The 26,670-nt window shown below is 51.9% G+C and carries 19 protein-coding genes; 13 read left to right on the top strand and 6 right to left on the bottom strand.

Annotation, left to right across the window (positions count from 1 at the left end; genetic code table 11):
- Window positions 1–45 precede the first annotated feature (45 nt).
- The 9 genes from L6466_RS06360 (at window position 46) to L6466_RS06400 (ending at window position 11,333) form a co-directional block, all read left to right on the top strand.
- Window positions 46–1,113, top strand: coding sequence for a type 1 periplasmic-binding domain-containing protein (locus L6466_RS06360; protein WP_237813102.1), 1,068 nt, complete (start codon window positions 46–48; stop codon window positions 1,111–1,113).
- On the top strand, window positions 1,097–3,265 hold the full coding sequence (locus L6466_RS06365) for a C13 family peptidase (RefSeq protein WP_237813104.1): 2,169 nt from the start codon (window positions 1,097–1,099) through the stop codon (window positions 3,263–3,265). The genes L6466_RS06360 and L6466_RS06365 overlap by 17 nt, the downstream gene beginning before the upstream one ends.
- 150 nt (window positions 3,266–3,415) lie before the next feature.
- The gene (locus L6466_RS06370) at window positions 3,416–3,577 is read left to right on the top strand and encodes a hypothetical protein (RefSeq protein WP_176944311.1); all 162 of its coding nucleotides are present in this window, start codon (window positions 3,416–3,418) and stop codon (window positions 3,575–3,577) included.
- Between the two features lie 33 nt (window positions 3,578–3,610).
- Complete coding sequence (locus tag L6466_RS06375; RefSeq protein WP_237803426.1) at window positions 3,611–4,222, top strand: hypothetical protein; 612 nt, start codon at window positions 3,611–3,613, stop codon at window positions 4,220–4,222.
- Between the two features lie 33 nt (window positions 4,223–4,255).
- Window positions 4,256–6,751, top strand: a complete 2,496-nt coding sequence (locus L6466_RS06380; protein WP_237803425.1) for a C10 family peptidase — start codon at window positions 4,256–4,258, stop codon at window positions 6,749–6,751.
- Between the two features lie 39 nt (window positions 6,752–6,790).
- Window positions 6,791–7,447 carry a porin family protein gene (locus L6466_RS06385; RefSeq protein WP_237803424.1) on the top strand — a complete coding sequence of 219 codons (657 nt, stop codon included), beginning with the start codon at window positions 6,791–6,793 and terminating at the stop codon, window positions 7,445–7,447.
- Between the two features lie 49 nt (window positions 7,448–7,496).
- Entirely contained in the window at window positions 7,497–8,816 is a 1,320-nt protein-coding gene (locus L6466_RS06390) for a S41 family peptidase (protein ID WP_237803423.1), read from the top strand.
- A 36-nt stretch (window positions 8,817–8,852) separates the two neighbouring features.
- The gene (locus L6466_RS06395) at window positions 8,853–10,904 is read left to right on the top strand and encodes a M13 family metallopeptidase (protein WP_237803422.1); all 2,052 of its coding nucleotides are present in this window, start codon (window positions 8,853–8,855) and stop codon (window positions 10,902–10,904) included.
- Window positions 10,905–10,931: 27 nt separating this feature from the next.
- Complete coding sequence (locus L6466_RS06400; protein ID WP_237803420.1) at window positions 10,932–11,333, top strand: hypothetical protein; 402 nt, start codon at window positions 10,932–10,934, stop codon at window positions 11,331–11,333.
- A gap of 241 nt (window positions 11,334–11,574) precedes the next feature.
- Here L6466_RS06400 and L6466_RS06405 read toward each other — a convergent pair whose 3' ends face one another.
- The 6 genes from L6466_RS06405 to L6466_RS06430 form a co-directional block, all read right to left on the bottom strand.
- Window positions 11,575–14,865 (bottom strand): S41 family peptidase, encoded by a 3,291-nt coding sequence (locus L6466_RS06405; RefSeq protein WP_237803557.1) that lies wholly within the window; start codon window positions 14,863–14,865, stop codon window positions 11,575–11,577.
- A gap of 216 nt (window positions 14,866–15,081) precedes the next feature.
- Entirely contained in the window at window positions 15,082–16,620 is a 1,539-nt protein-coding gene (gene araA / locus L6466_RS06410) for an L-arabinose isomerase (protein ID WP_237803419.1), read from the bottom strand.
- Between the two features lie 25 nt (window positions 16,621–16,645).
- Window positions 16,646–17,356: an L-ribulose-5-phosphate 4-epimerase gene (locus L6466_RS06415; RefSeq protein WP_091818298.1), complete on the bottom strand. Its 711-nt coding sequence runs from the start codon at window positions 17,354–17,356 to the stop codon at window positions 16,646–16,648.
- A gap of 5 nt (window positions 17,357–17,361) precedes the next feature.
- Window positions 17,362–18,036, bottom strand: coding sequence for an NUDIX hydrolase (locus tag L6466_RS06420; RefSeq protein ID WP_091818297.1), 675 nt, complete (start codon window positions 18,034–18,036; stop codon window positions 17,362–17,364).
- A gap of 13 nt (window positions 18,037–18,049) precedes the next feature.
- The gene (locus tag L6466_RS06425; RefSeq protein WP_091818294.1) at window positions 18,050–19,996 is read right to left on the bottom strand and encodes a sodium:solute symporter family transporter; all 1,947 of its coding nucleotides are present in this window, start codon (window positions 19,994–19,996) and stop codon (window positions 18,050–18,052) included.
- Window positions 19,997–20,048: 52 nt separating this feature from the next.
- A complete protein-coding gene (locus tag L6466_RS06430) occupies window positions 20,049–21,233 on the bottom strand; it encodes an aldose epimerase family protein (RefSeq protein ID WP_091818292.1) in 1,185 nt (394 codons plus the stop codon).
- Window positions 21,234–21,404: 171 nt separating this feature from the next.
- Between L6466_RS06430 and L6466_RS06435 the strand changes: the two genes are divergently transcribed.
- Genes L6466_RS06435 through L6466_RS06450 form a run of 4 tightly spaced genes read left to right on the top strand, consistent with a single transcriptional unit; the run spans window position 21,405 to window position 26,579 of the window.
- On the top strand, window positions 21,405–21,911 hold the full coding sequence (locus L6466_RS06435) for a DMP19 family protein (RefSeq protein ID WP_091818290.1): 507 nt from the start codon (window positions 21,405–21,407) through the stop codon (window positions 21,909–21,911).
- Entirely contained in the window at window positions 21,908–22,390 is a 483-nt protein-coding gene (gene smpB / locus L6466_RS06440; protein WP_091818288.1) for an SsrA-binding protein SmpB, read from the top strand. The genes L6466_RS06435 and smpB overlap by 4 nt, the downstream gene beginning before the upstream one ends.
- Window positions 22,387–25,101: a methionine synthase gene (gene metH / locus L6466_RS06445; protein WP_237792861.1), complete on the top strand. Its 2,715-nt coding sequence runs from the start codon at window positions 22,387–22,389 to the stop codon at window positions 25,099–25,101. The genes smpB and metH overlap by 4 nt, the downstream gene beginning before the upstream one ends.
- Window positions 25,098–26,579, top strand: coding sequence for a glycoside hydrolase family 10-like protein (locus L6466_RS06450; protein ID WP_091818284.1), 1,482 nt, complete (start codon window positions 25,098–25,100; stop codon window positions 26,577–26,579). Before metH ends, L6466_RS06450 begins: the two co-directional genes overlap by 4 nt.
- Window positions 26,580–26,670: the final 91 nt, after the last annotated feature.

Genomic DNA, 26,670 nt, shown 5'->3' on the forward strand with positions numbered 1-26,670 from the left:
TATTTTGAATTATCTGTTGTATCTTTGCAGCAAGAAAGCATAATGATGAAGAAAGGACTAATATACACCATATTTGGTTTGCTGCTATTCACAGCATGTAGCAGCGATGATGACAGTACACAGGAGCCTGTTAAACGGCAGGCCACGGTGACTTATCTTGTCACGCCCAACGGCCTGGGTGACAATGGCTATAACGATGATGCCGCTGAGGGGATCTTTGCTTTTGCAAAGGAAACAGGTACAAGACTGCGCCTGATGCTACCAGAAAATGAGGCAGAGGCGGAACAGATGTATCGTCAGTGGCTTACGGATAATGCTGAAAACGACTCTGCCGTGCTCATTCTCGGTAGTTCCTCATACGAAAAGATGGCAAAGGAGCTTTCAAGTTCCAAGTTTCAAGATTCAAGTAAAAAGGGAACTCGTGTGCTTCTTTTCGAGAGTAATGCAGAGATTGACGGGGTGTCCACGGTGATGGTCTCGCACTATGGTGTGAGCTACCTTGCTGGGGTGATGTCGCAAGGATTCGATGCCCTAATCCTTGCAGCCGCAGAGGGAGTCCCTACCCTTGAGGAGTCAATAGCAGGATTTCAGGATGCACGCAACAAATACGCTGGTGAATACTTAGGATTTCCCTGCCAGACCACCCTGCACTACCTGGCAGACGGAGAGGAAGGCTTTGCCATGCCCAACTCAGCCTACCGATACATAACGGAGCGATCTGATAATGCTTTTGACTATAACGAGATGATATATCCGTTAATCGGTGGTTCAATAACGGGGGTGATACGCAGTCTGAACGACAACGATTTCACAACGGCACTGATGATAGGTATGGATGTAGATATGACGGGACGTAGCTCACGCATTCCATTCTCCGTAGTTATTCGTATTGGTGATGTAGTGAAACGATACCTGAACGACTGGATAGCAGGACGTGAGTGGCCAAAACACCAACGGTTTGGCATGAGAGAAGGTGCTACCGATATTGTTATCACCCCACATTTCCTTCAGAACCTGGACCTTTGGGACGAGCGTTATCGGGAACCCGATACGTTTCAGAAACTGTACGAACAATATAAAGAGGAAGCAATGACCTATGAGGACAAAAGATAAAAGAAAACGTGTAATTGTTTATTGGGTGGAACTACTCTTGCTGTTGTTATGCGTATCGTGTACCTCCGATGACTCATCATCTTTATCATCTGGTAATAAGCATATCTACAAAGTTGCTGTCATCATGGAAAGTGGCGAACAGACACGTTGGGAGCGCACAGCCAAGTGGGCAATGGAAAACATTGCAGAGGCACAACGTAACATGCAAGATAAGGTGGAACTGCAACTGACGTTCAAAAGTCAGGATGATGCAGATATCCATCAGTATATGCAACAGATAGCCGAAGACACGACCATCGTAGCCGTCATAGGTCCTACCACATCTGCCTGCGCCGAACAGATGGCTATACAGTTGGGCAAGCGCAAAGCATACAACAAACCAATGATTACACCGTCAGCCACCCAGGTGGAATACCAACGCCGTTTTGCCAACGTTCCCTACGTTTGGAATATGGCCGAGAGTGATATTGCACAATTAGAGGTACTCCTGTCGGACATTGCTAGCACGTTTTATAGTGTGAAGAGACCTGTGATGCTACTCTGTGCTGATGATGGTAATGGTGAGGCCCGCAATGCCTATGCGGAGTGGTTCGGTTTTATAGCCGAGGAATATGGTTTAAAAATAGGCGGCGTTTACCTTTACAAGAACGAGGACGAGTTGCGTCAACATGTACATCAGCTATGCGGCACCGACAGACAAATGAATAACCAATACCTGATTTTCAACCCCTCTTCAACAGGGATGGCCCTTGCCTTCGATGACGAGATAGAGCAGATAAAGAAAGATGTGTCTGCAGGCCAATATGTCTACTCGCCATCTGTTTTCTGTAGTGATGCTTTCGTTTCACAACAGGTAGCTTCAACGGTAAAGAACAATATATACGAGGGCGTTGACCTCTATGCATCTCCGGAATCAGGTTTCAACCAGGCCTATCGTCAGCGTTTTAACGAAGACATCACCAATGGTGAAGCCCAGTTCTACGATGCAATTTGTTTGGTTGCGTATGCAACTGTATTAAAGCAGCACACAGGACAGAGGATCAACGATGCCATTCTTTCCGTTGTAGATGGGCGTAATGGTAAGGGCGGATCATGGCTCCCTGCCGACATGACACAAAACTTCGAGCTATTGTCAAAAGGTTGTACACCTGACATTGACGGTGTTTCCAGCTCTTGGACCTTTGACGAGAAAACTCACGCCAGCATCTGTGGCAGTACCTTCCGTCGTTGGCGACTCTATGGCGGGCAATTTATAACCACCGAGTATATCAGTACCGAAGGCTCACGTCGCAGTTCTTCAACAAAGGCTATTTGGAACTGGACGGCTTCGCACATGCAGTCTTTCAGTGCCGAAGAGGGTAATGGTCTCAGCTACCCCGCCCTCGACGACCGTTGGGCACTGCTCATAGCCGCCTCGAAGGGCTGGGCCAACTACCGTTTCCAGAGTGATGTCTTCGCTATGTACCAGTTGCTGCGGCAGCATGGGTATGCAGACGACCACATCGTGCTTATCTGCGAGGACGATGTGGCCCACCATGCCAACAACCCGCATCCTGGCGAACTGCGCATCAGCGACACGGGGGCTAACGTCTATGACGCGGCAGCCATCGACTACCGTCTTAGCGACCTCAAGCCTGATGACATCGGCGACATCCTCGCTGGTCGCGCCTCCGACCGCCTGCCGCAGGTGCTCCATCCTGATGCTGATGACAACGTCTTCGTATTCTGGAGCAGCCACGGTTCGCCCGGATCGATGGACTTCGGCGGTTCGCAGCGAATGTTTTATCAGACGATGCGCGACATACTTGAGAGTACTCCCCACCGCAAACTGCTCTTCACTATCGAAGCCTGCTATAGCGGCGGTCTGGGTGACTATTGCCAGGGACTGCCAGGCACACTCTTCATCACAGCTGCCAATCCCTACGAGACCAGTCATGCCGATGTATGGAGTGAGGATGTCGGTGTCTATCTATCCAACGGTTTCACCCGTGGTTTCCAGGAAGCCATCGCCCAGAACCCCACCATTTCATTGCGCGACCTCTACTACACGCTGGCCGCCCACACCACAGGTTCCCATGTGAAGGTTTATAACGCTCTACTTTTTGGCAGCGTCTACAGCAACACCATGGCCGAGTATCTGACCACTCGTTGAAGAAAAATCACCCATTTCATCGATATTTTTAAGCCTGGCAGCTCTGTCAGGCTTACTTTTTCCCGTTTTGAGACTTATTTTTCCCACCGTGGGACTATTGTTTTCTGAAGACAGTCTAATTTTGCAACCGAAATCAAACAAACAATGCATATGGATATATCACTTATTTTTCCAGTTGCCTTTGTCGCCTCCTTCATCGTGGTGGTGCTGGTGCTTGTGACCATGATTATATACCAACGTTGGCGTATTGGTGACATCATTAATTCAAGAAAAAAGTATGAAAAGATATTTATGAAAAGAATAGTAAGATAACTAAATGACAAACAAGTAAATAAACCTGTAATTATGAAGCATCTCTGCAACTTTCGAATGGCGATGGCAGCCGCCCTTTGCTGCTGGATGACAACAACCGTATTCACTGCCTGCGGCAACAAAGACAACATTGCAACGGAGGAGGTTCCTGCTGACTCTGCGGCCTTAGTGATTAACCTTGACTCAATCGTCATTAAGCCTTACCTGGCCTTTGGCTCGTCGATAGATGGCGTAGAGAATTATCTCAAGGAGACTTATACCGATTTTGCCGAGTGGGAGACCACGGACTTGGAGCCTTTCGATCAGGACGAGGTTGACCGTTACTACTCAAAGGAGTATACCAAGGGCAACCGCAAGTTGGGCTTCTATTTTGCCAATATCGACGGAACTAGTCTCAGTCTTGTTTCATACGACTTCTTCTTTCCTATGCCGTTAGAACCAGTCATGGCCGAGTTGGAACGTCACGGTTTTGTGAACAAGGGCGAGATCCGCTTCGACGACTTCAACGCCGACATCACCTATATGTTTCTCTCTGCCGACGAGGCCATCGAGGTGCAGGTATCCTCTTGGAAGAAGGACGGTGGCAGCTGGGCCATCAGTTTCCAGCCGTTCGACCAGAACGACCTGAACCATCTTGTAAAGTAACAACATCAACCAATGTCTATAAAGTTATTAAAAATGAAAAAGATTCTATTGACGCTATTTGCCGTCTTTTTCTGCTGGGTGACGATCTACGCCCAACAGTTGACAGAGCAGGAAGCCATGGAGCGCGCCCTGCAGTACATCAACAGCAATAAGTCGTCGGCCAACGCCCGACGGATGGCTGCACCCGCCCTCAAGGGAAAGAAGAAGTTTACCCCTGCTAAAACCGAGGCCAGGAAAATCTATGCCTTCAACATGGAGGGTGGGGGCTACGTCATCGCCTCGGCCGACAGTCGCACCCTGCCTGTTTTGGGCTACAGTACCACTGGCACCATCGACTGGGATCAGATGCCTGAGAACATGCGCTCATGGCTGAAGCAATATGACGAGACTATCGCCACACTGGGCCACCGCATGGACTTTAAGGACGGTGAGATGCGTAAGGCGGATGGAGAGCAGGTCAACAGACGTGCCAGCCGTTCTGCCGTGGAGCCTCTCATCAAGACCCACTGGGATCAGACAGCCCCCTATTGGGACCAGGTGCCTACCTACCAGGGACCGGATTTGAGTCTGCGCGGCAAGCAGTGCTACACGGGCTGTGTGGCTACTGCCATGGCGCAGGTCATGAACTACTGGCAGTGGCCCAATGCGGTGCCCGACGGACTGCCAGACTACAACTATGTTATTAAATATAACAAACAAAAATACACGTGGCATCTCGATGCCCTGTCGCCAACAACGTTCAGATGGGACTTGATGCTCAACGATTACCGGGTGTGGAACGAAGAGACCCAGCAGTACGACCAGTTGGGCACTGACGAACAGCGCAAGGCCGTGGCCACGCTGATGCACTACTGCGGACAGTCTATCAAGATGATGTACAGTCCTGACGGCTCTGGTGCATATACCAGTGATGTTGCAAAGGCACTTTTCAATTACTTCGACTATAACACGCCCCAATACATCAGCCACGCGCGCTTCCCTAGTATTGATGAATGGGAGGAAATTATCTACAGCGAGTTGGCCGCAGGGCGTCCGATGGTCTATTGCGGCGCAAGCGATTTGGGCGGCCATTCCTTCGTGTGCGACGGCTACGACGGCAATGGCCTGTTCCATATCAACTGGGGCTGGGCCGGCCATGATGATGGCTATTTTTCGCTTGCCGTGCTCAATCCCTACAACAACACCAGTGCGGGCAGCGGCAGCAGCGGCATAGGATTCTGTATCGGTGAAGGCGCCGTCATCTATACCGACCCGCACATGGAGCAGCAGCCTTTGCTGCACCACGATTTCGGTAGCAGCTATTATCAGATTACGCCAATCCGTCTTCTCAAGAATAACATCGCAGTGTTTTACTATACATTCGATAAGACCTACAACGAGGTGGCCGACCACGCTTTAGGTGCCATCGACTCCGAAGGCAATCTCCACCCCTTGTTCATGGCCGATCCGAACGACAGCATCGTTTACTCATATATGGTTGAAGATTACAACTACTTCATGGTGGAAATAGACTCTACAATGTTTGCCCCAGGACAGGGCATAATCCTCCATCCCATGTTGCGCTTCCGCCATCCTGGTGAGCAGTGGCAGCTTATTCCCCCGACAGATCTGAGTATCACCGTGGGGCGCGATAAGGATGGGCGCTTCTTCATGCAGCCAAACGATAAAGAGTATAAGTTGCACCCCACTGATGCAGACATCACCAAGGGCACCGGCCGACTGGGTGAGCGCAGCGACCTCACCATCCGCGTCAATAACAACGAGGCATCGGACTACATCGGCAACCTCTATCTTGAACCTGTCTACCTCGGCCGCATTAATCCAGAGGAGTATGGCACCGCTCCCGTTCTCGCAAGGGGTGAGGAAATGACATGTGGTGCCTATATCCCAGCCAATGGCGAGGCCGACGTCACCTTCAGCTTCGTTCCCGAATACGGCGGCATGGTGGCCCTATGTGTTTACACCGATTCTCATTACATCGGCGAGTTGCCGCTCACACTCAACAATGACACGCTGGCCAACTACTTCCCCTATTTGGAGAACAAGAGCTATCTCTCGAAGGAGAACGGCCAGTGGTACTGGAACGTGGAGCTGGCCGACCGCACCGGTGTGAAAATGCCGCACTGGATTCCGTCACCGAATCTGCGCTTGTGTGTACGCCACTTTCTCAATGACAAACAAGTGAAGTTCGACAAAGTAACCGATGGCCTCTACGAATACCTCGCCGCCCTGCCAGACAACATCGGCACTGGCGACTATACCTTCACCTACCAGATGCCTGTTGAGGTAGACCAGCCAGGTGACTACTACTACGACTCCTACCTCGCCGAAGTGTTGAACAATGAGCTGGTCAGCTATTGCTGTGCCAAAGTTCACCGCTTCACCATCGACGATCCTACCAGCATTGAGGACGTGAAGAGCGAGGATGCCGCAGGCCCCGTGTTCGACCTTCAGGGACGTCTGCTCAGCGGTAAACCCACCCGCCGCGGTCTCTATATCCAGGGTAATAAGAAGATATTCGTCCGTTAAAAATAAGAATTTATGCAATCAATAAAAAATTTAAACCCGATGAAAAGAACCATTATTTTTCTGGCACTGATGCTGCCTTCGCTGGCCTTTGCCCAGTGGCGTGTGGGTGCCAACGTAGGAATGTCCTACAACCATCCTACCATTGACAAACAGTACATGACCGACCTGACCTTCAAGGACCGCAGTGGCGTGAACTTCGGTCTGATGGGGCAGTACGACTTCAACGACTGGCTGGGTGTGCGTGCCGAACTGGACTGGACGCAGAAAAACTATCGTCAGACGCGTGTGGTTTACGACCAGCAGGACTACAAGTACACTAACAACTATCTCCTGATGCCCGTCATGGCATCGTTTGGCTTCGGCGGCGAGAAGCTCCGTGGCTTCTGCAACGTGGGTGTGTATGGCGGCTACTGGCTCAACAGCCATCGCAAAGGTACGGATTTTAATAATGTGTCTGACTATACCTACGACTTTGATGAGGATGTGGACTTCGACAACGACCGCGACCAGCGCTGGGACTGCGGCTTCGTGGGCGGTCTGGGACTGGAGTACCATTTTGCCCGTCACTGGGGTGCCCAGGTTGAGGCCCGCTACTACTACAGCACCACCAGCTTCCGCAAGGAGCAGCCTCACTTCAATGACAAGCGCTACCACTCTACGCTGGGACTGCAAGCAGGAGTGATGTACTACTTTTAAGGGAATAGTGAAAAGTGAAAAATTTGCTTCCGCAATTATGAATTACAATATGAAAAACAAGATAATGATTTTAGGAGCTATGCTCCTGCTGGTGATGGTCACCAGCTGTCGCGAAGAGAGCGACGCCCTGCAGAATTATGCCTTCAACGACGGACTGGCATTTGAAAAGGCTCGAAAGAGTTTTGCCGGTAAGTTCAAGGTGCTATGGAAAGCCCTCGACCAGAACTATGGCATCTGGGACTATGAGCGTAGCCAGGGGGTTGACTGGGATGCCGTCTACGATGAGTACTTGCCTAAGTACGAGGCCCTCGACGAGCGTAACGACGTCACGGACGAGGAGCTCCGCAAACTGCTCGATGAGACTGTGGCACCCCTGCACGATGGCCATTTCGTGGCTCAGATGCAGAACCATCTCACGGGTACTTTCGTTGCGGCCAGTCCCAGCTACACACGCAGCAAAGAACGCGATGACTTTGAGGCTACGCAGAATACCACGCACAACCTGAGTGCCTATCTCCCTGCTGCGTTTGGCGGCACGGGCAACCAGATCCTGGACTACAAGGAGGCCGATACCCATACTGCTGATGCGGGTGATTTTGGCATTACCGTGAAGTATGCCCTCTTCAAGGAGAATATTGCCTACCTCTATTTCGACGGTTTCAATCTCTCGCCCTATGTCGTTGACGAGTATCTGCAGGAGTTGTTCGGCCAGAAAGATGCCATCACACAGTTTCTTGCCCTGGGCGTGCAGCAGACATGGAAGGCGTGGTATGACAAGGTGCAGCAGCTCCATGCCAGCGGCCAGCTCAAGGGTGTCATCATCGACCTGCGCAACAATGGCGGCGGCATGCTCAACGACTTCCAGTTCGTCCTGGGCAGCATGTTGCCCAGCGGAGGGTTCCAGGCAGGCTACTCGCGCTTCAAGCGTGGGGTGGGGCGCTACGACTACTCGCCGCTGTCGCCCTTCAAGCTGAAGACCCTTGAAACAGCCCACGAGACCATCACCGAACCGATTGTCGTGCTTGCCAACTGCGCCTCCGTCAGCATGGCCGAGATGACCACCTTGAGCTGTCAGAGCCTGCCCAACGGCACATTTATCGGCAAGCGCACCCATGGCGGCGTCTGCTCGCTCGTCACCGAGCCCTTCGTTTACTATCAGAACTATGCCGGTGTCATTGGCAAGATGAACGAGACTCCCGTCTTCCTCTACATCCCCCAGATGGTCACCTTGACCAAGGATAAGCAGATCCTTGAGGGTGTAGGTGTCACTCCCGACATCGAGGTCGATTTCAATGTCTCCCTCTACACCACCACTGGTCGTGACACGCAGCTGGAGCGTGCCCTCCAGTTCTGCACCACTGGCAACTGATTTTTCTGCATGTAGGTGAAATAAAATATTTAGAGAATGAAGAAGATTTCCTATCTGATGGCAATGGCCATCGTGGTGCTGGGCTTCACCGCCTGCACCGACGACGATACCACGCAGCAGGGGCAGCAGCCGTCGGGCATCGACCTGTCAAACCTCGACACGTCAGTACGTCCTGGCGATGATTTCTATCAGTATGCCTGTGGCGGGTGGATGAAAAATCATCCGCTGCCCGCAGCCTATTCGCGCTACGGCAACTTTGAAAAGTTGTCAGAGGATAACCAGGCACGTCTCAAGACTATCCTTGATGACCTGCAGACAGCTCACTTTGCCGAGGGCTCTACGGAGCAGAAACTGGCCGACCTCTACCGAATGGGCATGGACAGTCAGCGCCGCAACCAGCAGGGCGTGGAGCCGCTGATGGGCATTATCGGTCAGATGGAGCAGGCCACCACGGTGGAGCAGTTGTTCCAGATTCAGTTGCAACTGGTACCGGAGAACCTCTATGCATTCTTCTACACCAATTTTTCTGCCGACCCGAAGAATGCCACGCAGAATATACTGAAGGTGAAACAGGGTGGCATAGGGATGGGGCAGAAAGAGTACTACCTCAACACCGACGCCGCCACCACCGACATCCGCGAGGCCTACAAACAGACCATCGCCAAGATGTTCCAGCACTTCGGATTCACCGAACAGCAGGCTTCACAGAAGATGGAGAACGTGATGCATATGGAGACCGAACTGGCCAAGGTGAGCCGCTCTCAGACCGAACTGCGCGACCCCGAGGCCAACTACAACAAGATGTCGCTGGCTCAGTTTAACGCTGCCTATCCCCATATCCAGCTGGAGAAACTGATGAGAGCCATTGACGTGCCGTCGGCTTATATTCAGGAGCTTGTGGTGGAACAGCCCGACTTCTTTGCCGGTGCCGACCAACTTTTGGCTGCGATGACTGCCGACGAGTACCGCGACTACATGGAGTGGACGGAAATCAAAGACTACGCCCAATGCCTTGACGACACCGCGGAGGCCATCTACTTCGACTTCTTCGGACGTGTGCTCACGGGACGTCAGCAGGACTATCCCCTGTGGCAGCGCGTCTCTTCGCAAATGGATGGCCTGATGGGCGAGGCTATAGGCAAGTTGTTTGTCGAGAAGTTTTTTCCTGCCGCCGCCAAGGAGCGCATGCTTGAGTTGGTCAGCAACCTGCAGGTGGCCCTTGCCCAGCGCATCGACGCACAAGACTGGATGAGTGCTGCCACCAAGGCCGCTGCCAAGGAGAAACTCGCCGCCTTCATCGTGAAGGTGGGCTATCCCGACAAGTGGACCGACATGAGCGCCTTGCACATCGACAACAGCAAGTCGTACGCTGAGAACGTCATGCTGTGTAAACGCTACTGGAATGCGGAGAATGTCAGGCGTAAGGCCGGCAACCCTGTGGATCCCACTGTATGGCAGTTGACGCCACAGACCGTCAACGCCTACTATAACCCCACCACCAACGAGATATGTTTCCCTGCCGGCATCCTGCAGCCGCCCTTCTTCGATTTGGAAGCCGACGATGCTGTCAACTATGGTGCCATCGGCACGATTATCGGTCATGAGATGACCCATGGTTTCGACGACGAGGGACGCCTCTACGACAAGGACGGCAACTTGCGCGACTGGTGGGCACCCGAAGATGCCGCGAAGTTCCGTGAGAAGGCCGATATGTATGCCGACTTCTTCGATGCTATCGAGGTGCTGCCTGGTCTGCATGCCAACGGTCGCATGACGCTGGGTGAGAACCTGGCCGACCATGGTGGCCTGCAGGTGTCATGGACGGCCTACAAGAACGCCGTTAAGACGCTGCCCGCCATCGACGGATTCACTGCCGACCAGCGTTTCTTCTTGTCATACGCCAATGTCTGGGCGCAAAACATCACCGATGCCGGGTTGCGTCACCTCACCGTCATCGATGTTCACTCCCAGGGCCGCTGGCGCATCAATGGTGCCCTGCCTCATATCGACGCCTGGTACGAGGCCTTCGGCATCAAGGAGGGCGACAAGCTCTTCATCCCCAAGGAGAAGCGGTTGCAGTTATGGTAAGTCTATAAAAAAATAATGCATATGAAATTGAGAAAAGTTGGAATACTGTTGGTCACTATCTTCCTGTGCAGCCCTATGGCGATGGCACAGACATCCCAGGCCATCTCATGGAAGCATGCAGACCACTTTCCCAAGCTCCCGCCTTTGACCGTTGAATTTGACATAAGCCTGTATCACCGTTCCAAGCCGCATCTGATGCAGATGTCCTTAGACAGCAAGCAGGATAAGGACACCGCCAGTTGTCAGTCGGTTATTCTTCGTCACAAGGAACAGAAAATGGAGTCTCAATATCATTTCAAGTATCGTCCTGATTACTCGAAGATGGTTGATAACTTTAAGGGCGTGCGTGACAGGATTGTCAGGGAAAGAAGACAGAAAGAGGGGATACCCTTGCCGCCGCCGCATCCTTATCTTATGCGAAACAAATAACATAAATCTTTCATTATATATAACATTCACTGTGAGAGGTGTCTCACTCATTAGCTTAGAAAGAGCGTTCTTCGTGAGAAGGGCGCTCTTTGTTTGATTTTACTGCAGAAAAGAGGTTTAAAAAATGGGAAAAGTGTTAATAAAAAAATAGGGCTGTTACCCGGTTGGTAGCAGCCCTATTTTTTTTATTCATGCCACAGCATTTTTATGTGAGGAATGCCGTCGAGTATGAATGGCTCGATTACAGTTGTTTGAGCAACTCGCGCACAGCGGCTTCCAACTGCAGGTCAACACCCTTGACAACGGTCTCGGGCTTGTTGAGCACGGGCACGTCGGGCTCCAACTGGGTGTTCTCCAGATAGGTGCCGTCGGGCAGCTGATAGCCAATTACAGGCACACCGAAAATGAGCGTGGGGTCTTGCATGGTCTCCCAGTTGACCGAACTCATAGTGCCTGGCACGGGCGCACCCACCAGTTTGCCAATCTTCTGATGACTATATACCCAAGGTGTGCCATGGGCATTACTGTAGTTGCCCTCGGCCTGAAGCATGATGCTAGGGTGATTATAGCGACGGCTGGGCATGTCGCACACCTCACGACCTCTGATAACCTGCGTGAAGTACTTATGACCAGAGAACAGGATTTCGATGTCCTCGTGCAGACGGCCACCACCATTATGACGGGTGTCGATGACGATACCCTCCTTGAGGTTGTACTTGCCCAGAATGTCGGAATAGACATCACGGAAGCTGGCATCGTCCATACCCTCGATATGCACATAGCCCAGGCGACCGTTTGACAGGCGCTCTACCTCGGCAGCACGACTCTTGATCCAGCGCTTGTAGAGTAGGGCAGACTGTTCAGACTGGCTGATAGGCAGTACTACCTCGTCCCAGGTGCCGGCATTGCCCTTGAGACTCACGAGCGTCTTCTTGCCACGACAGAGGTTGAGCAGTTGGGCCAGATCGGTATCCTTGGTCAGAGGCTGTCCGTTGATGGCCGTGACGACATCGCCCACCTTCACCTTGCTGCTGGCCTTGCTGAAGGGACCACCTTCGAGAATGGCCGTAATCTTCAGACCGTCGGTAGCCTCGGTGAGGTCGTAGAGCAGACCCAACTGGGCTGTGGCGTCGCCATTGGCAGCAGGGCGGAAACGGCCACCTGTATGACTCACATTCAGTTCGCCAAGCAACTCGCTGAGCAGCTCGGCAAAGTCGTAGTTGTTAGCAATATGTGGCAAGAAGCGTGCATAGTTTTTCACCATGAGGTCCCAGTCGCAGCCATTATAGTCGGTGCGGAAAATCTTCTTGTTGATTTGCTTGGCCACATGGCGCAACAGATACTCGCGCTCGGCAGCGAGGTCGAGTTTCATCTGCGCATCGTAGGCAATAGTCGTCATCTTGTCGCCCTTCTCAATCTTCTTCATGCTGCTGCCCAAAGAATAGAGGTTGCCGTCCTTATCCATCTGCAGCTCTCCGCTGCCACCTTTGCTCAGCAGTTTTGTCTCGTGCTTTCTCAGGTCCATCTTCCAAAGGTCTGGTGCGCCCTCAAAAGCCGAGAAATAGTATAGGCTCTCGCCATCTTTGCTCACGATGGCATCGCCCAGGCGACTGCTGTTGGGCGTGAGGCGCACGATGCGGTCTTCGATGCCCTCGAACTCAATCTTGAGCGTCTTCACAGAGTCGGCATCAGCCTTCTTGTCGTCCTTCTTGTTCTTACTTTTCTTATCAACTTTCTTGTCGGCATCGGCCTTCTTCTCGGGCTTAGCCTTCTCCAGCTCCTTGAGCAGCGCATAGTCCTCGGGCGACAGGCGATAACGGTCGTAGGCATCCTGTGTGAGGAACGCCAGGAACACGTCCTCCTGACTGCCCCACGAGGCGTGGCTGCGCATGCCGTAGCGCTCGCTTTCGAACATGATAGCCTTGCCATCCATCACCCAACGGGGTCGACCACTCATATAGCCGCTCTGCGTGATGGGGTGGATCTCGCCACCCTCGGCACTCACAATGCCCTGGTCGGTATAGGGGTCGCGCTTGTTGGCTATATAGCTCAGCACGAACCACTTGCCGTCGGGGCTCCATTCGAAGTCGAATCCTCCATCTTGGCGGTACCACTTGCTGCCATCGGTGACCTGCGTCACCTTCTTGGTTTTCAGGTCGACCACCTTCAGTTTGATGCGGTCCTCGATGAATGCCAGTTTTGTGCCGTCGGGGCTATACTTAGGATACTGGCGCTCTACTTGCGAGAAGTCGAGCTTACCATTGAGTTGCAGGGCTGGCAGTTCGGGGAACACGCTCTCTTCTTTAATCAGCGTGGCATTGGCAAAGTTGAGGTCTTCCTTGCGCACGATGCTGGCCGTATAGAGTTGCCAGTTGCCATTGCGCTCGGATGCATAGGCGATGGTGCGTCCATCGGGGGCAAAGTCCACATCGGCCTCGGCTCCTGCTGTCTGCGAGATGCGGCGTGTGGTGGCATATTCGGTGCTAGTTACAAATACCTCGCCACGGGCTATAAAGGCCACCTGCTTACCATCACGGCTCACCACAGCCTGGCGCGCACCACTGGTGAAGGTGAGGTCGGAGATAACGGGTTCGTCGTCGCGTGTCAGCGTGATGCTGAGCTTCTGAGGCTGTGAGCCGTTCTTCTGCGTATAGATCTCACCATTATAGGTATAGCACAGCAATCCATTGCGGGCTGCACTGAGGAAACGCACGGGATGGGTCTTGAAAGTAGTGACGGCAACGGGCTGCTGACCGTTATTTGCACCAGTATTCAGGGCATACACATTCATGCTGCCACCATTGCGCTCGCTGAGAAAATAGAGCGTCTTGCCATCGGCACTGGCCACGGGGTTGCGGTCTTCACCGGCATGGGCCGTGATATTGGTGTGCTGACCGCTCTTGGCATCGTAGAACCACACATCGCGTGTAATAGAAGAGGTGTGGTGTTTGCGCCACTCGTCCTCGTAGCCCTTACGGTCCTGGTAATAGAAGCTCTTGCCATCGGCAGCGAAACTGAGCATCTCAGCAGGGGTGCCCAGCACCTGGAGGGTGCGACCGCCCTTCGCGGGTACCTTATATAATTCGGGCAGGGTGTTGTCGGGGAACATCACACTCGCTGCAGGGTCCTGAATGGCTGCTCCAAAGAGCACCCACTTGCCGTCGGGCGAGAAAGCCTGGGGCACCTCGGCCACACTGTTGTAGGTGAGACGGGTGGCCGAACCGCCATCGGCAGACATGGTGAAGATGTCGAGATTGCCGTGACGGTCGCTGGCAAAGGCTATCTGCTTGCCATCGGCACTCCATACGGGCGAGCATTCATAACTGTCGTGTGTGGTGAGTTGCACGGCTGTGCCACCTTTTGTAGATACTTTGTAGATGTCGCCCTTATAGCAGAACAGCACCTGCTGTCCGTCGGGGCTCACCATCACATCTCGCAACCATAGGGGCGTAAACGCCTGACTCGCACTGGCTTGTACCGACGAGCCTGCCATTACTGCCACCATCATGGCAGTACGCATCCATTTCTTCATTGTCTTTTTCATTTGTATATAGTCTTTTTCGTTTAGTCTCTAAAAAAACTCATCAATCAATGAGACTACAAAATTACATATAATCTGCGACTTTTCTACATGTTTATGCAATTTTTAACATCACAATAGACCACAAAAAAAAGAGCCTTCACCATGGCGGCCTGGCAACGAGGGAGTTGCAGCGCAGGTGAAGGCTCTATTGATAGGGTAATCAGATTAACGGAGTGCTTTGTTCAGCATGTAGTAAACCTCGTTGTTGCGGAGGGTCTGCTTGAAGTCGGCAATATTTGTCTGCTTATTGATTTTCACATACTCAATGCCAAGCATCTCGGCGAAGTCTTCCCAGTACTCCTCGTTGATATCGTAAGAGAAAGCACTGTGGTGAGTACCACCAGCCAGGATCCATGCGGCAGCGCCAACCTCGAAGCTGGGCTGGGGAATCCATAGGGCAGAAGCCACGGGGAGCTTAGGCATGGGCTTGGGCTCGATGCACTCTACCTCCTGAGAAATCAGGCGGAAGCGGTTGCCAAGGTCTACAACGGTGGCCTTGATACCTGCACCGGTCTTTGAGGTGAACACCAGACGGGCAGTCTGCTGCTTGCGGATACCGATGCCGAGGAAGTGAACCTCGAGCTTGGGCTTGTCGGTAGCGATGAGAGGACAAACCTCGAGCATGTGGCTCTGCAGGCATGAGCTCTTGTCGCCGGCGAAGTTGAGGGTGTAGTCCTCCAGGAATGAGCAGCCGGTAGGCATGCCCTGCTGGATGATGTAAAGGGTGCGATAGAGGCAGGCTGTCTTCCAGTCGCCCTCGGCACCAAAACCGATACCCTCGGCCATCAGGCGCTGTGAAGCCAGACCGGGAATCTGGTCGAAGCCGCAGAAGTTGGGATCGTCGATATTGGCATCACCCAGGTCGTCGAAGTTGGTGGTGAAGGCTGTAGCGCCCTCGTCCTTCAGTACGCGGCGCAGGGCAATCTCGGCCTTGGCAGCATTCTTCACCTTCTCCCAGTAAACCTGTTCACCGCTCTCGTCGATCTTGATGGTGTAGAGTTTCTTATACTCCTCAACAAGCTCGTCGGCCTCCTTGTCGGTAACTTGCTTGAAGTACTCCATCAGAGATGATACGGGGTAGTAGTCCACATGGTAGCCCAGGCGCTGCTCGAACTCTACGCGGTCGCCATCGGTCACGGCCACATTGTTCATGTTCATACCGAACATCAGACAGCGTACGTTGTGAGCATCAGCAACACCAGCTGCTACGCGAGCCCATACGGCAATCTGCTTCTGGGCCTTCTCATCCTTCCAGTAACCGCAAACCACCTTGCGGGCTACACGCATGCGAGTGCAGATATGTCCGAACTCGATGTCGCCGTGAGCACTCTGGTTGAGGTTCATGAAGTCCATGTCGATCTCGCTCCAGGGTATCTCGGCGTTATACTGTGTGTGGAAGTGGCACAGGGGCTTCTGCAGCTGCTGCAGACCCTTGATCCACATCTTGGCGGGAGAGAAGGTGTGCATCCATGTGATGATACCTACGCACTTGGCGTCGTTATTGGCAGCGAGCATGATCTGCTCCACCTCCTTAGAACTGTTGGCTGTGCCTTTATACACAATCTTCACGGGGATATTGCCGCTCTTGTTCAGACCGTCTACCATCTCCTTTGAGTGGCCGTCAACAGCTACAACGGCATCGCCTCCGTAGAGAAGCTGAGCACCTGTGACCCACCAAATTTCTAAATTTTCAAATGCTTTCATTTCTTAGTATTGATGTTAGTTATAATTAGTGTTTCTGTCCCTTCTGACCATAGTAGGCATTGGGACCGTGTTTACGCATATAGTGCTTCTCAACCAACAGAGGGTTCATGGTGAGGTTGGGATTCACGCTGAGGGCTACGAAAGCCATCTTGGCGCACTGCTCCATCACCTTGGCGTTGTAAACGGCATTGTCGGGAGAAGTACCCCATGAGAACGGACCGTGGTTCTTCACGAGCACAGCAGGTGTGTGGTCGGGATTAATCTTACGGATGTTCAGGATCTCGTCTACGATGACATTACCGGTCTCCAACTCGTACTGCCCCTTCACCTCGGCCTCGGTCATATCGCGGGTGCAGGGGATATCCTTGTAGAAATAGTCGGCATGGGTGGTGCCGATATTGGGGATGTCCTTACCTGCCTGAGCGAAGGCTGTGGCATAGGTAGAGTGGGTGTGAACCACGCCCTGGATGTTGGGGAATGCCTTATAGAGAACAAGGTGGGTAGGGGTGTCGCTTGAGGGGTTGAGGTCGCCTTCAACAACCTTGCCGCTCTCGAGGTCGACAACAACCATATCCTCTGCCTTCATCTCGTCGTAGCTCACGCCACTGGGTTTGATGACAACGAGACCTTTCTCGCGGTCGATACCAGAGACATTGCCCCAGGTAAAGATAACGAGGCCCTGCTTCACCAGGTCCAGATTGGCCTTGAATACTTTCTGTTTCAGTTCTTCTAACATAGTGATTATAATTTAAAATTAGAGTCTTCGTTGAACGCCTTATTATTAAAGCGGTATAAGGCGGCACCACGTTTCGATGATTTCTTATCAATCAGATTGGTCTTCTCGATGAAGTCCATTTCCTTGATACGCTTGCGGAAGTTGCGCTTGTCGACTTCCTCGCCAACCACAGCTTCATAAAGGGTTTGCAACTGCGTGAGGGTGAACAGCTGAGGCAGTAGACGGAAGCTGATAGGTGCCGTCTTGATCTTCTGACGCATGATGCGCAGAGCCTGGTCCACCATCAGGTTGTGGTCGGAATAGAGGGTGGGGATGCTATTGATGTCAATCCATTCCACACCGTGCTCCTTGCGCACCTTCTCGTCGTAGTCCTTCACGTTAATCAAGGCGTAGTACGCGATAGATATCACACGTTCTCCGGGGTCGCGATCTATACTACCAAAGGCGCCTACCTGACGCATGTACAGGTTGTCGAGGCCTGTGAGATCGCGAAGGGTGCGCTTAGCAGCTTCGTCGATGCTCTCGTCGGCAGAGACGAAGCCTCCGTAGAGGCTCCATTCTCCGCGTCCGGGATCCATCTGGCGACGGCCAACGAGCACCTTCAGCTTCTTCTCGTCGAAACCGAAGATGATGACGTCGACCGACACCCAGACTTTCGAATATTCTTTATAATAGGTCATAGCTAGTTTCTGATTACCACAGGGCAATGTAAAGAATGGTTAAGATAATGATCACACCGAATGCACCGATGTTGAAAGTGCGGTCGGTCTGGAAGATCTTGAGGTCGATAGCTACAAGTTTTGGATCCTGTACCTTGTCCAAAGCATTTGAACGGAGGTAGATACCGATGGTTGCAGTGATGGCTGCAAAGAAGATCATGGCACCCTCGAAGCCCAGCATGTGCATAGTCTCGTTGAAGAAACCACCGATGCAGAGAGCCAGTGAGATGGCTGCAACGATAAACATGACATGGCTCCAGAACAGCTGGGTCTTGACGGTGTGCTCGTCGAGTTCGTCAGCAGGTACAGACTTCTTGCTCTTCAGTGAAATCCATACGAAGAGGATAACCAGTGTGATGAACACAACACCTGAACGTACGAGGAACGGCATGTCGGGGAAGGCAAACTTGTAGATGATAGAGAAGGCGAAGGTTCCGATGGCGCAGACAACGGCAGCTGTACCGCTGGCACGCTTCCACAACAGACCCAAGCCGAAGATAACTACTACACCAGGATATACGAAGGCTGAATACTCCTGGATGAACTGGAAGGCCTGGTCGATACCACCCATCAGGGGATATACGGCAATCAGGGCGATGATCAGAGCGCATACAGAGGTGAGACGTCCAACGGTAACCAACTTCTTCTCAGAGGCAGTCTTGTTGATGAACTGCTTGTAGATATCCATCGTGAAGAGGGTAGAGGTAGAGTTGAACATTGAAGCCAGTGAAGAGATAACGGCTGCGGCAAGAGCTGCGAATGACAGACCCTTGACAACCGTAGGTGTGAAGTTACGGATCAGGAAGGGATATGCATCGTCTGAACGGCCGATAGAACCAGCCAGCGTAGCACGCAGGTCGGCACACTCAGGAGCGTTCATGATATAGAATGCACATACACCGGGGATACATACGATGAAGGGAATCAAAATCTTCAGGAAGGCAGCGAATACCATACCCTTCTTAGCCTCGTCGAGTGACTTGGCAGCCAGACCCTTCTGGATGATGTACTGGTTGAAACCCCAGTAACCCAGGTTGGTGAGCCACAGGGCACCGAAGATCAGCACGATACCAGGATTGGTGAAGAAGGGGTCGTCCTGAACCACAGGATAAGCCTCGGCATTACGCGTCACCACCAGGTTGAAGTGCGTATCTGCAGGATCCTGTGCCAGATAGTCCTTGATATGTACCAGTGTGTCCCAGGCACCACCGATACCCATCTCGCCACCGATGAATGAGAGGGCAGCATAGGCAGTAATCAGACCACCACCAACGAGGAAGGTCACCTGCATCACGTCGGTCCATGCCACAGAAGCCAGACCACCGTAGATAGAGTATACACCGGCAATGATAAACAGAGACAGGATGATGACCATACGAACCTGGTCGATCTCCATGCCTGCTACCATGATGGTCATGTCGGTAGGCAAGCCCAGGATCTGCTGGATAGCCAGTGCACCGAGCCATGCTACTGATGTGAGGTTAACGAATACATAGAGGAACAGCCACAGCAGGGAGAAGGCAAAGCCTACACCCCAGTTGTAGCGCTCGCGCAGGAACTGAGGAATGGTGAAAATCTTCTTCTCAATCATCAGTGGGAGCAGGTACTTACCCACAACGAGCAGTGTGGCAGCAGCCATCAGCTCGTAGGCAGCGGGAGCGATACCAGATGCAAAGGCAGAACCCGACATACCGATGAACTGTTCTGCAGAGATATTTGCTGCAATCAGTGATGCACCGACAGCCCACCATGTCAGGGTGTTACCTGCCAGGAAGTAGTCGGTTGATGATTTCTCTTCGCCTTTCTTGGTACGTGACAGGAACAGTCCCATACCAACAAGGATGATGATGTAGATGACGAAGACCATGTAGTCCTGCCATGCGAAGCCATTGTTGCTTAACGCCTGAATAATCTTATCCATTTGTTGAATGTGTTTTAATTTTTTTTGTTATTAATATGTATTGTTAGTTCTATTATTTCACAGAGAACTTATAGGCAGCGTGGCTGTAGTACTTCTCGCCGGGGTTCAGCACGGGACTGGGCCATTCAGGATGGTTGGGGCTGTCGGGGTACTTCTGGCTCTCCAAGCATACAGAGATGTACTGAGGATAGTGCTTGCCATGCTTGCGAACCACGTTCTCCTCGCCCTGGATGCCCTGGAAGTTGCCAGTGTAAACCTGTACGCCTGGCTCGTTGGTGAACATCTCCATGAAGATGCCGGTCTTAGGACTGTAGAGCGTGGCTGCAACCTTTGTGTCATCACCCTTGGTGTTCAGACACCAGTTGTGGTCGTAACCGCCATTGGCATTAGCCACCTGGTCGTACTCACGATCCAGACCGTCGATGATAGCATGTTCGGTGCGGAGGTCCATCGTGGTACCCTCTACGGCACGAATCTCACCTGTAGGCATGTAAGAGTCGTCGGCCACGGTGAACGAGTCGGCATTCACGCTCAACCACTGGTTCAAACCACCTGCAGGCTCCTCGAAGTCACCAGAGAGGTTGTAGTAGTTGTGGTTGGTCTGATTGATGATGGTGGGTTTGTCGGTGGTAGCCTCCCAAGTGATGTCGAGGGTGTTGCCATTGACAATCTTATAAGTGGTAGTTGCCGTTACGGTGCCGGGGAATCCGTTCTCGCCGTCCTCAGCAACGATGGTCAGCTTCAATGTCTGGTCGTCAATCTGCTCGGCCTTGTAGATCTGGTTCATCCAACCCGTATCACCGCCGCCATGCAGACAGTGGTCACGTCCGTCGTGCTTGTCGTTCTGCTTCAGCTGGATGGTGTCGCCATTGAGGACGAAACGACCCATGTTGATGCGGTTGGCATAGCGGCCAACGCTTGAACCGTAGTCGGTGGTCTTCTCCATGTACTGGGCAATGTTGTCGAAGCCAAGTACTACGTCAACGAGCGAGTCGTTCTTGTCGGGTACCATCATAGACACGATACGAGCACCATAGTTGGTGATGCATACCTCCATGCCCTTGTCGCCCTTGAGGGTGTAAAGACGCACGGTGTCGCCATTGACAACAGTGTCAAACTTAGCAGGGTTAAGGCCCGATGCTGTTAACTCTACAGGTGCTGTTTTGGGGTCACACGACATCATCGTGAGAGCCATGAGTGCACCAAATCCGAATAGTGAAGCCTTGAATGCTTTCATCGTTTTGTTGAATTAAAAAATTAAACTTTTAGTTATTGTTTCGAAATTTGGGTGTAAAGTTACAATATATTTTCTGAACCACCAAACATATTGGCGTGATTTTTTGTTGACAAGTCCTTTTTTTACAGATTTTCATACGTATTTGAAAAAAAAGACGTACCTTTGCACTCTATGAAACAGATTATTGTAAAAGACGCGGATTTAAGTAAAGCAGCAATGGAGGGCATGGATGCCTTCCTGCAAGTCTTTATTGATGCACTGAGAGAGGCCGTGGGAGGAGAGCCTACTGCGGAGAGTCTGCAGGAGTTGAATGCTGACCAGGTGACGCTGCTCTGTTGGGACACCCTTCACCAGGAAGTGATGGATGGCGGCTTCGTGCAACTGATCCATAACGGTTACGGTCCTTTTATCTTCAAGAACCCCTTCGCCAAGGCGCTGAATAAGATGTGGGGCATGCGCGACCTGTCGAAGATGCTGTATGAAGTGCACACGTTGTGGCTGGAGCATCGCGAGGCCCTGGAGGCTGAGTGTACCGATGAGGAGTTCATGGCGCTGTTTGAACAGCATCCGCAGTTTGATGATTATGACGATATGTTCATCGAGAACGAAGAGCGATGGACGGATGAGATTGCCCACTATGTGGACAGGAATATAGAGAAATTTGCTGTAGTAGAATGAATAAACAACAAGAGGAACTCCGTAAGAAGAGTCCTGTACAGATAAAGAACCGCAAGGCCTCATTCGAGTATTTCTTCATTGAGGAATTTACGGCGGGCATTGTGCTTACCGGTACCGAAATCAAGTCGATCAGGGCTGGTAAGGCAAGTCTCGTGGATACTTATTGCACCATCATCCATGGTGAGATGTGGGTGAAGGGCATGTCGATAAGTCCTTATTTCTATGGTTCTTATAATAATCACGAACAGAAGCGTGACCGTAAGTTGCTGCTGACCAGGCGTGAGATAGCCCGACTGGAGAGTGCTACGAAACAGACTGGATACACCATCGTACCAACACTCGTGTTTATCGACGAGAACGGCAGGGCTAAGATGGACCTCGCTCTTTGTAAAGGTAAAAAGGCTTTTGATAAGCGTCAGACGCTGAAGGAAAAAGAAGACCGCCGCGAGATGGATCGCGCCATGAAGGTTTACAAATGATACAACAGGAAATAACTAAACGCATCCTGATTCTCGACGGAGCCATGGGCTCTGTCATTCAGGAGTATGGACTTGATGAAAAAGACTTCCGTGGAGACCGTTTTCAGGATCTGCTAGGACTGATTAAGGGTAACAATGATATCCTGAATCTGACGCGTCCTGACGTGATTGGTGATATCTATGAAAGGTATCTGAAAGCTGGTGCCGACATTATTTCAACCAACACTTTCAATGCACAACGTATCTCACAGAGTGACTACGGGTTATGCGATTTTGTTAGAGAAATAAATGAAACCAGTGCACGACTCGCCAAGAAGGCGGCAGAGAAGTATTCCACACCAGGAAAACCCCGCTTTGTTGCAGGTTCTGTAGGACCTATGAACAAGACTTGTTCGATGTCGCCCGACGTGTCGAACCCGGCCTATCGTGAGCTGACTTACGACCAGGCTCTGGAGGCCTATATGGAGCAGATTGGCGGACTGGTAGACGGTGGTGCGGATGTCATCCTGATTGAGACGGTTTTTGACACGCTCAATGCCAAGGCTGCCATCGATGCGGCCGTGAGGGTCATTGACGGTCGTGACATTCCCATCATGGTGAGTGTGACGATCAGTGACGCTGCCGGACGAACGCTGAGTGGACAGACCTTGGATGCTTTCCTGGCGAGTGTGTCGTCATATCCTATTTTCAGTATTGGCCTGAACTGTTCGTTTGGTGCGCGTCAGATGAAGCCTTATCTCAAGGAACTGAGTCGTCGTGCACCTTATTATATTAGTTGTCATCCGAATGCCGGCTTGCCCAACTCGCTGGGCCTCTATGACGAGACGCCGGAGACGATGGCCCCGCAGATTGCCGAGTTTATCGATGAGAAACTCGTAAATATCGTGGGTGGCTGCTGTGGTACCACACCTGCCTTCATTGAGAAATATGCACCGTTGGTGGTGGGTAAGGAGCCCCATCAGCCTGTGGAGAAACCGACGTCTCTATGGCTGTCGGGCCTGGAACTCCTGAATACCGGCGAGGCTACGTTCGTCAATGTGGGCGAACGCTGTAACGTGGCCGGTTCCCGTAAGTTCTTGCGACTGATTAAGGAGAAGAGCTACGAGGAGGCTTTGCAGATAGCACGCAAACAGGTGGAGGATGGTGCCATGGTCATCGATGTCAATATGGATGACGGACTGCTGGATGCGAAGGCAGAGATGGTGCATTTCCTGAACCTGATAGCTTCTGAGCCTGATATTGCCCGTGTGCCTGTGATGATTGACTCCAGTAAGTGGGATGTGATTATGGCTGGCCTGAAGTGTGTGCAGGGCAAGAGCATCGTGAACTCCATCTCCCTGAAAGAGGGTGAGGAGGTGTTCCTGAGTCATGCACGCGACGTGAAGAGCATGGGTGCTGCCGTGGTGGTGATGTGCTTCGACGAACAGGGACAGGCTACCTCGTATGAGCGCAGGATTGAAATAGCAGAAAGGGCCTACCGACTGTTGGTTGACAAGGTGGGTTTCCTGCCTCAGGATATCATCTTCGACCCCAACGTGCTGGCTATTGCTACGGGTATGGAGGAGCATAATGCCTATGCGCTGGATTTTATCCGTGCTACGGAGTGGATTCATCAGAATCTGCCTGGAGCGCATGTCAGCGGCGGCGTCAGCAACCTGTCGTTCTCGTTCCGTGGCAACAACTACCTACGTGAGTCCATGCATGCCGTGTTCTTGTATCATGCCATACAGGTCGGTATGGACTTTGGTATCGTAAACCCTTCGGCCAAGGTGACTTACGATGACATCCCGCAAGATCACCTGACATTGATAGAGGATGTGGTGCTGAACAGGCATCCGGAGTCGGCGGAGCAACTGATGGAGCTGACGGGGGAGACGGGGAATACTAGTGAAACTAGTCAGACAAGTTCAACTAGTGCTAGCCTGAACCTCGAAGAGCGTCTTCAGGAGGCACTTATCAAGGGCAACGGCGAACATCTGGATGATGACCTGAAGGAGGCATTGGCGAAGTATCCGCGTGCCGTCGATATCATTGAGGGGCCTTTGATGGCTGGCATGAACGAGGTGGGACGCCGCTTCGGAGAAGGAAAGATGTTCCTGCCGCAGGTGGTGAAGACGGCTCGTACGATGAAGCGTGCGGTGGAGATCCTGCAGCCGTTTATTGACTCTGGAAAAACGGAAGGGACGGGAACAACCGGGAATCAGAGGAAGGTGCTTTTGGCTACCGTCAAGGGCGACGTTCATGATATTGGTAAGAATATCGTGGGGGTTATCATGGCTTGTAATGGTTACGAGGTGATTGACCTTGGCGTGATGGTGCCTGCCGACCAGATAGTGGCCCGTGCCAAGGAGGAACATGTGGATATGATTGGTCTCTCGGGATTGATCACGCCCAGTCTGGAAGAGATGGTCAATGTGGCCAGCGAACTGAAGAAGGCCGGACTGGATATACCCATCATGATTGGTGGTGCTACGACCAGCGAACTGCATGTGGCACTGAAGATTGCGCCGGTATATGGCGGTCCGGTGGTATGGCTGAAGGATGCCTCACAGAATCCCCTGGTGGCTCAGCGACTGATGGCGGATGCAGAGGGGTATAACGAGGAACTGAACAGAACTTATGCGCACCTGCGCGAACAATATATTCAAGAACAGCAGCAACTGCTCTCGCTCGACGAGGCACGTCGCCGCAAAACCAAACTATTCGAATGAAAAAACTACTTGTCTTTCTATTGGCTTTCTTGGCCATCAATGTAAGTGCCCAGAAAAAACGTGAGTTTCGTGGTGCTTGGATCCAGTGCGTGAACGGACAGTTCCAGGGCATGGGAACGCAGAAGATGCAGCAGACCCTGACGTATCAGTTGGATGAGCTCCAGAAGGATGGCGTCAATGCGATTATCTTCCAGGTGCGTCCGGAGTGTGATGCACTCTATCAGAGCAGTATCGAACCCTGGAGCCGTTTCCTGACAGGTCAGCAGGGTAAGGCACCATCACCTTATTGGGATCCCTTGCAGTGGATGATTGAACAGTGTCATCAGCGTGGCATGGAGCTGCATGCGTGGATCAATCCTTATCGTGCGAAGACAAAGGGTACAACGGCACTGGCTACCACTCATGTGGCTATTCAGCATCCTGAGAGATGTTTTGACTACGACGGACTGAAGATATTGAATCCTGGTATTCCTGAGAACCGTGACTATATCTGTGAGGTGGCCAAGGATATCGTGGCCCGTTACGATGTGGATGGTATTCATATGGATGACTATTTCTATCCTTATCCTGCAGCAGGACAGATTATTCCTGATGATGCGCAGTATCGTCTTCATAGTAATGGCATCAAGGATCGTGGCGACTGGCGCAGGTATAACGTAGACCTGTTTATCAAGCAGTTCTATGAGACGGTACATGCCGTGAAGCCTTGGGTAAAGGTGGGTATCTCTCCTTTTGGTATCTACCGTAACAAGAAGAATGCTGCTATCGGCAGTAATACCAACGGCTTGCAGAACTATGATGACTTGTATGCTGATGTGCTGATGTGGGTGAATAATGGCTGGCTTGACTATTGTGTGCCTCAGATTTACTGGGAGATTGGCAATAAGGCTGCCGATTACGAGACGCTGATCCGTTGGTGGAACCAGTACGCTGGCGCCCGTCCATTGTTTATCGGTGAGGATATCGAGCGTACGGTGAAGAACAAGGACCTGCAGAATCCCAACCAGCATCAGCAGGCGGCCAAGCATCGTCTGACCCAGCAGATGCAGAATGTGAAGGGTACCGTGCTCTGGTATGCCAAGGCTGCTGTGGATAATACGGGCAACTATGGTACGATGCTGCGTCAGAACTACTGGCGTCATCCTGCCTTGCAGCCTGAGATGTCGTTTATTGATAAAGTAAAGCCAGGGAAGCCCCGTAAGGTGAAGCCCGTATGGACCAGCGATGGCTATATCCTGTTCTGGACTGCTCCAAAGAGTAAGAAATGGAATGACGAAGCCACGAAATATGTGGTCTATCGTTTTGCAAAGGGTGAGAAGGTGAATGTTGAGGATCCTTCAAAGATTGTGACAATCACGTCGAACACCTTCTATAAACTCCCATATACGGATGGACGCACGAAGTATTATTATGTAGTGACAGCCCTGAACCGTTTGCAGAATGAGAGTAAACCCGCCAAGAAATCGGTGAAGCTCTAAGGGAAATCCCCTGGTACAGATAAAGCAGAAGCCCTGTCTCGAAAGACAGGGCTCTGTTGTTTGTTTGGAATAAGTGTTTTTGTTTGTAAGT

This window comes from Prevotella communis (assembly GCF_022024175.1).
GTDB classification, from domain to species: domain Bacteria; phylum Bacteroidota; class Bacteroidia; order Bacteroidales; family Bacteroidaceae; genus Prevotella; species Prevotella communis.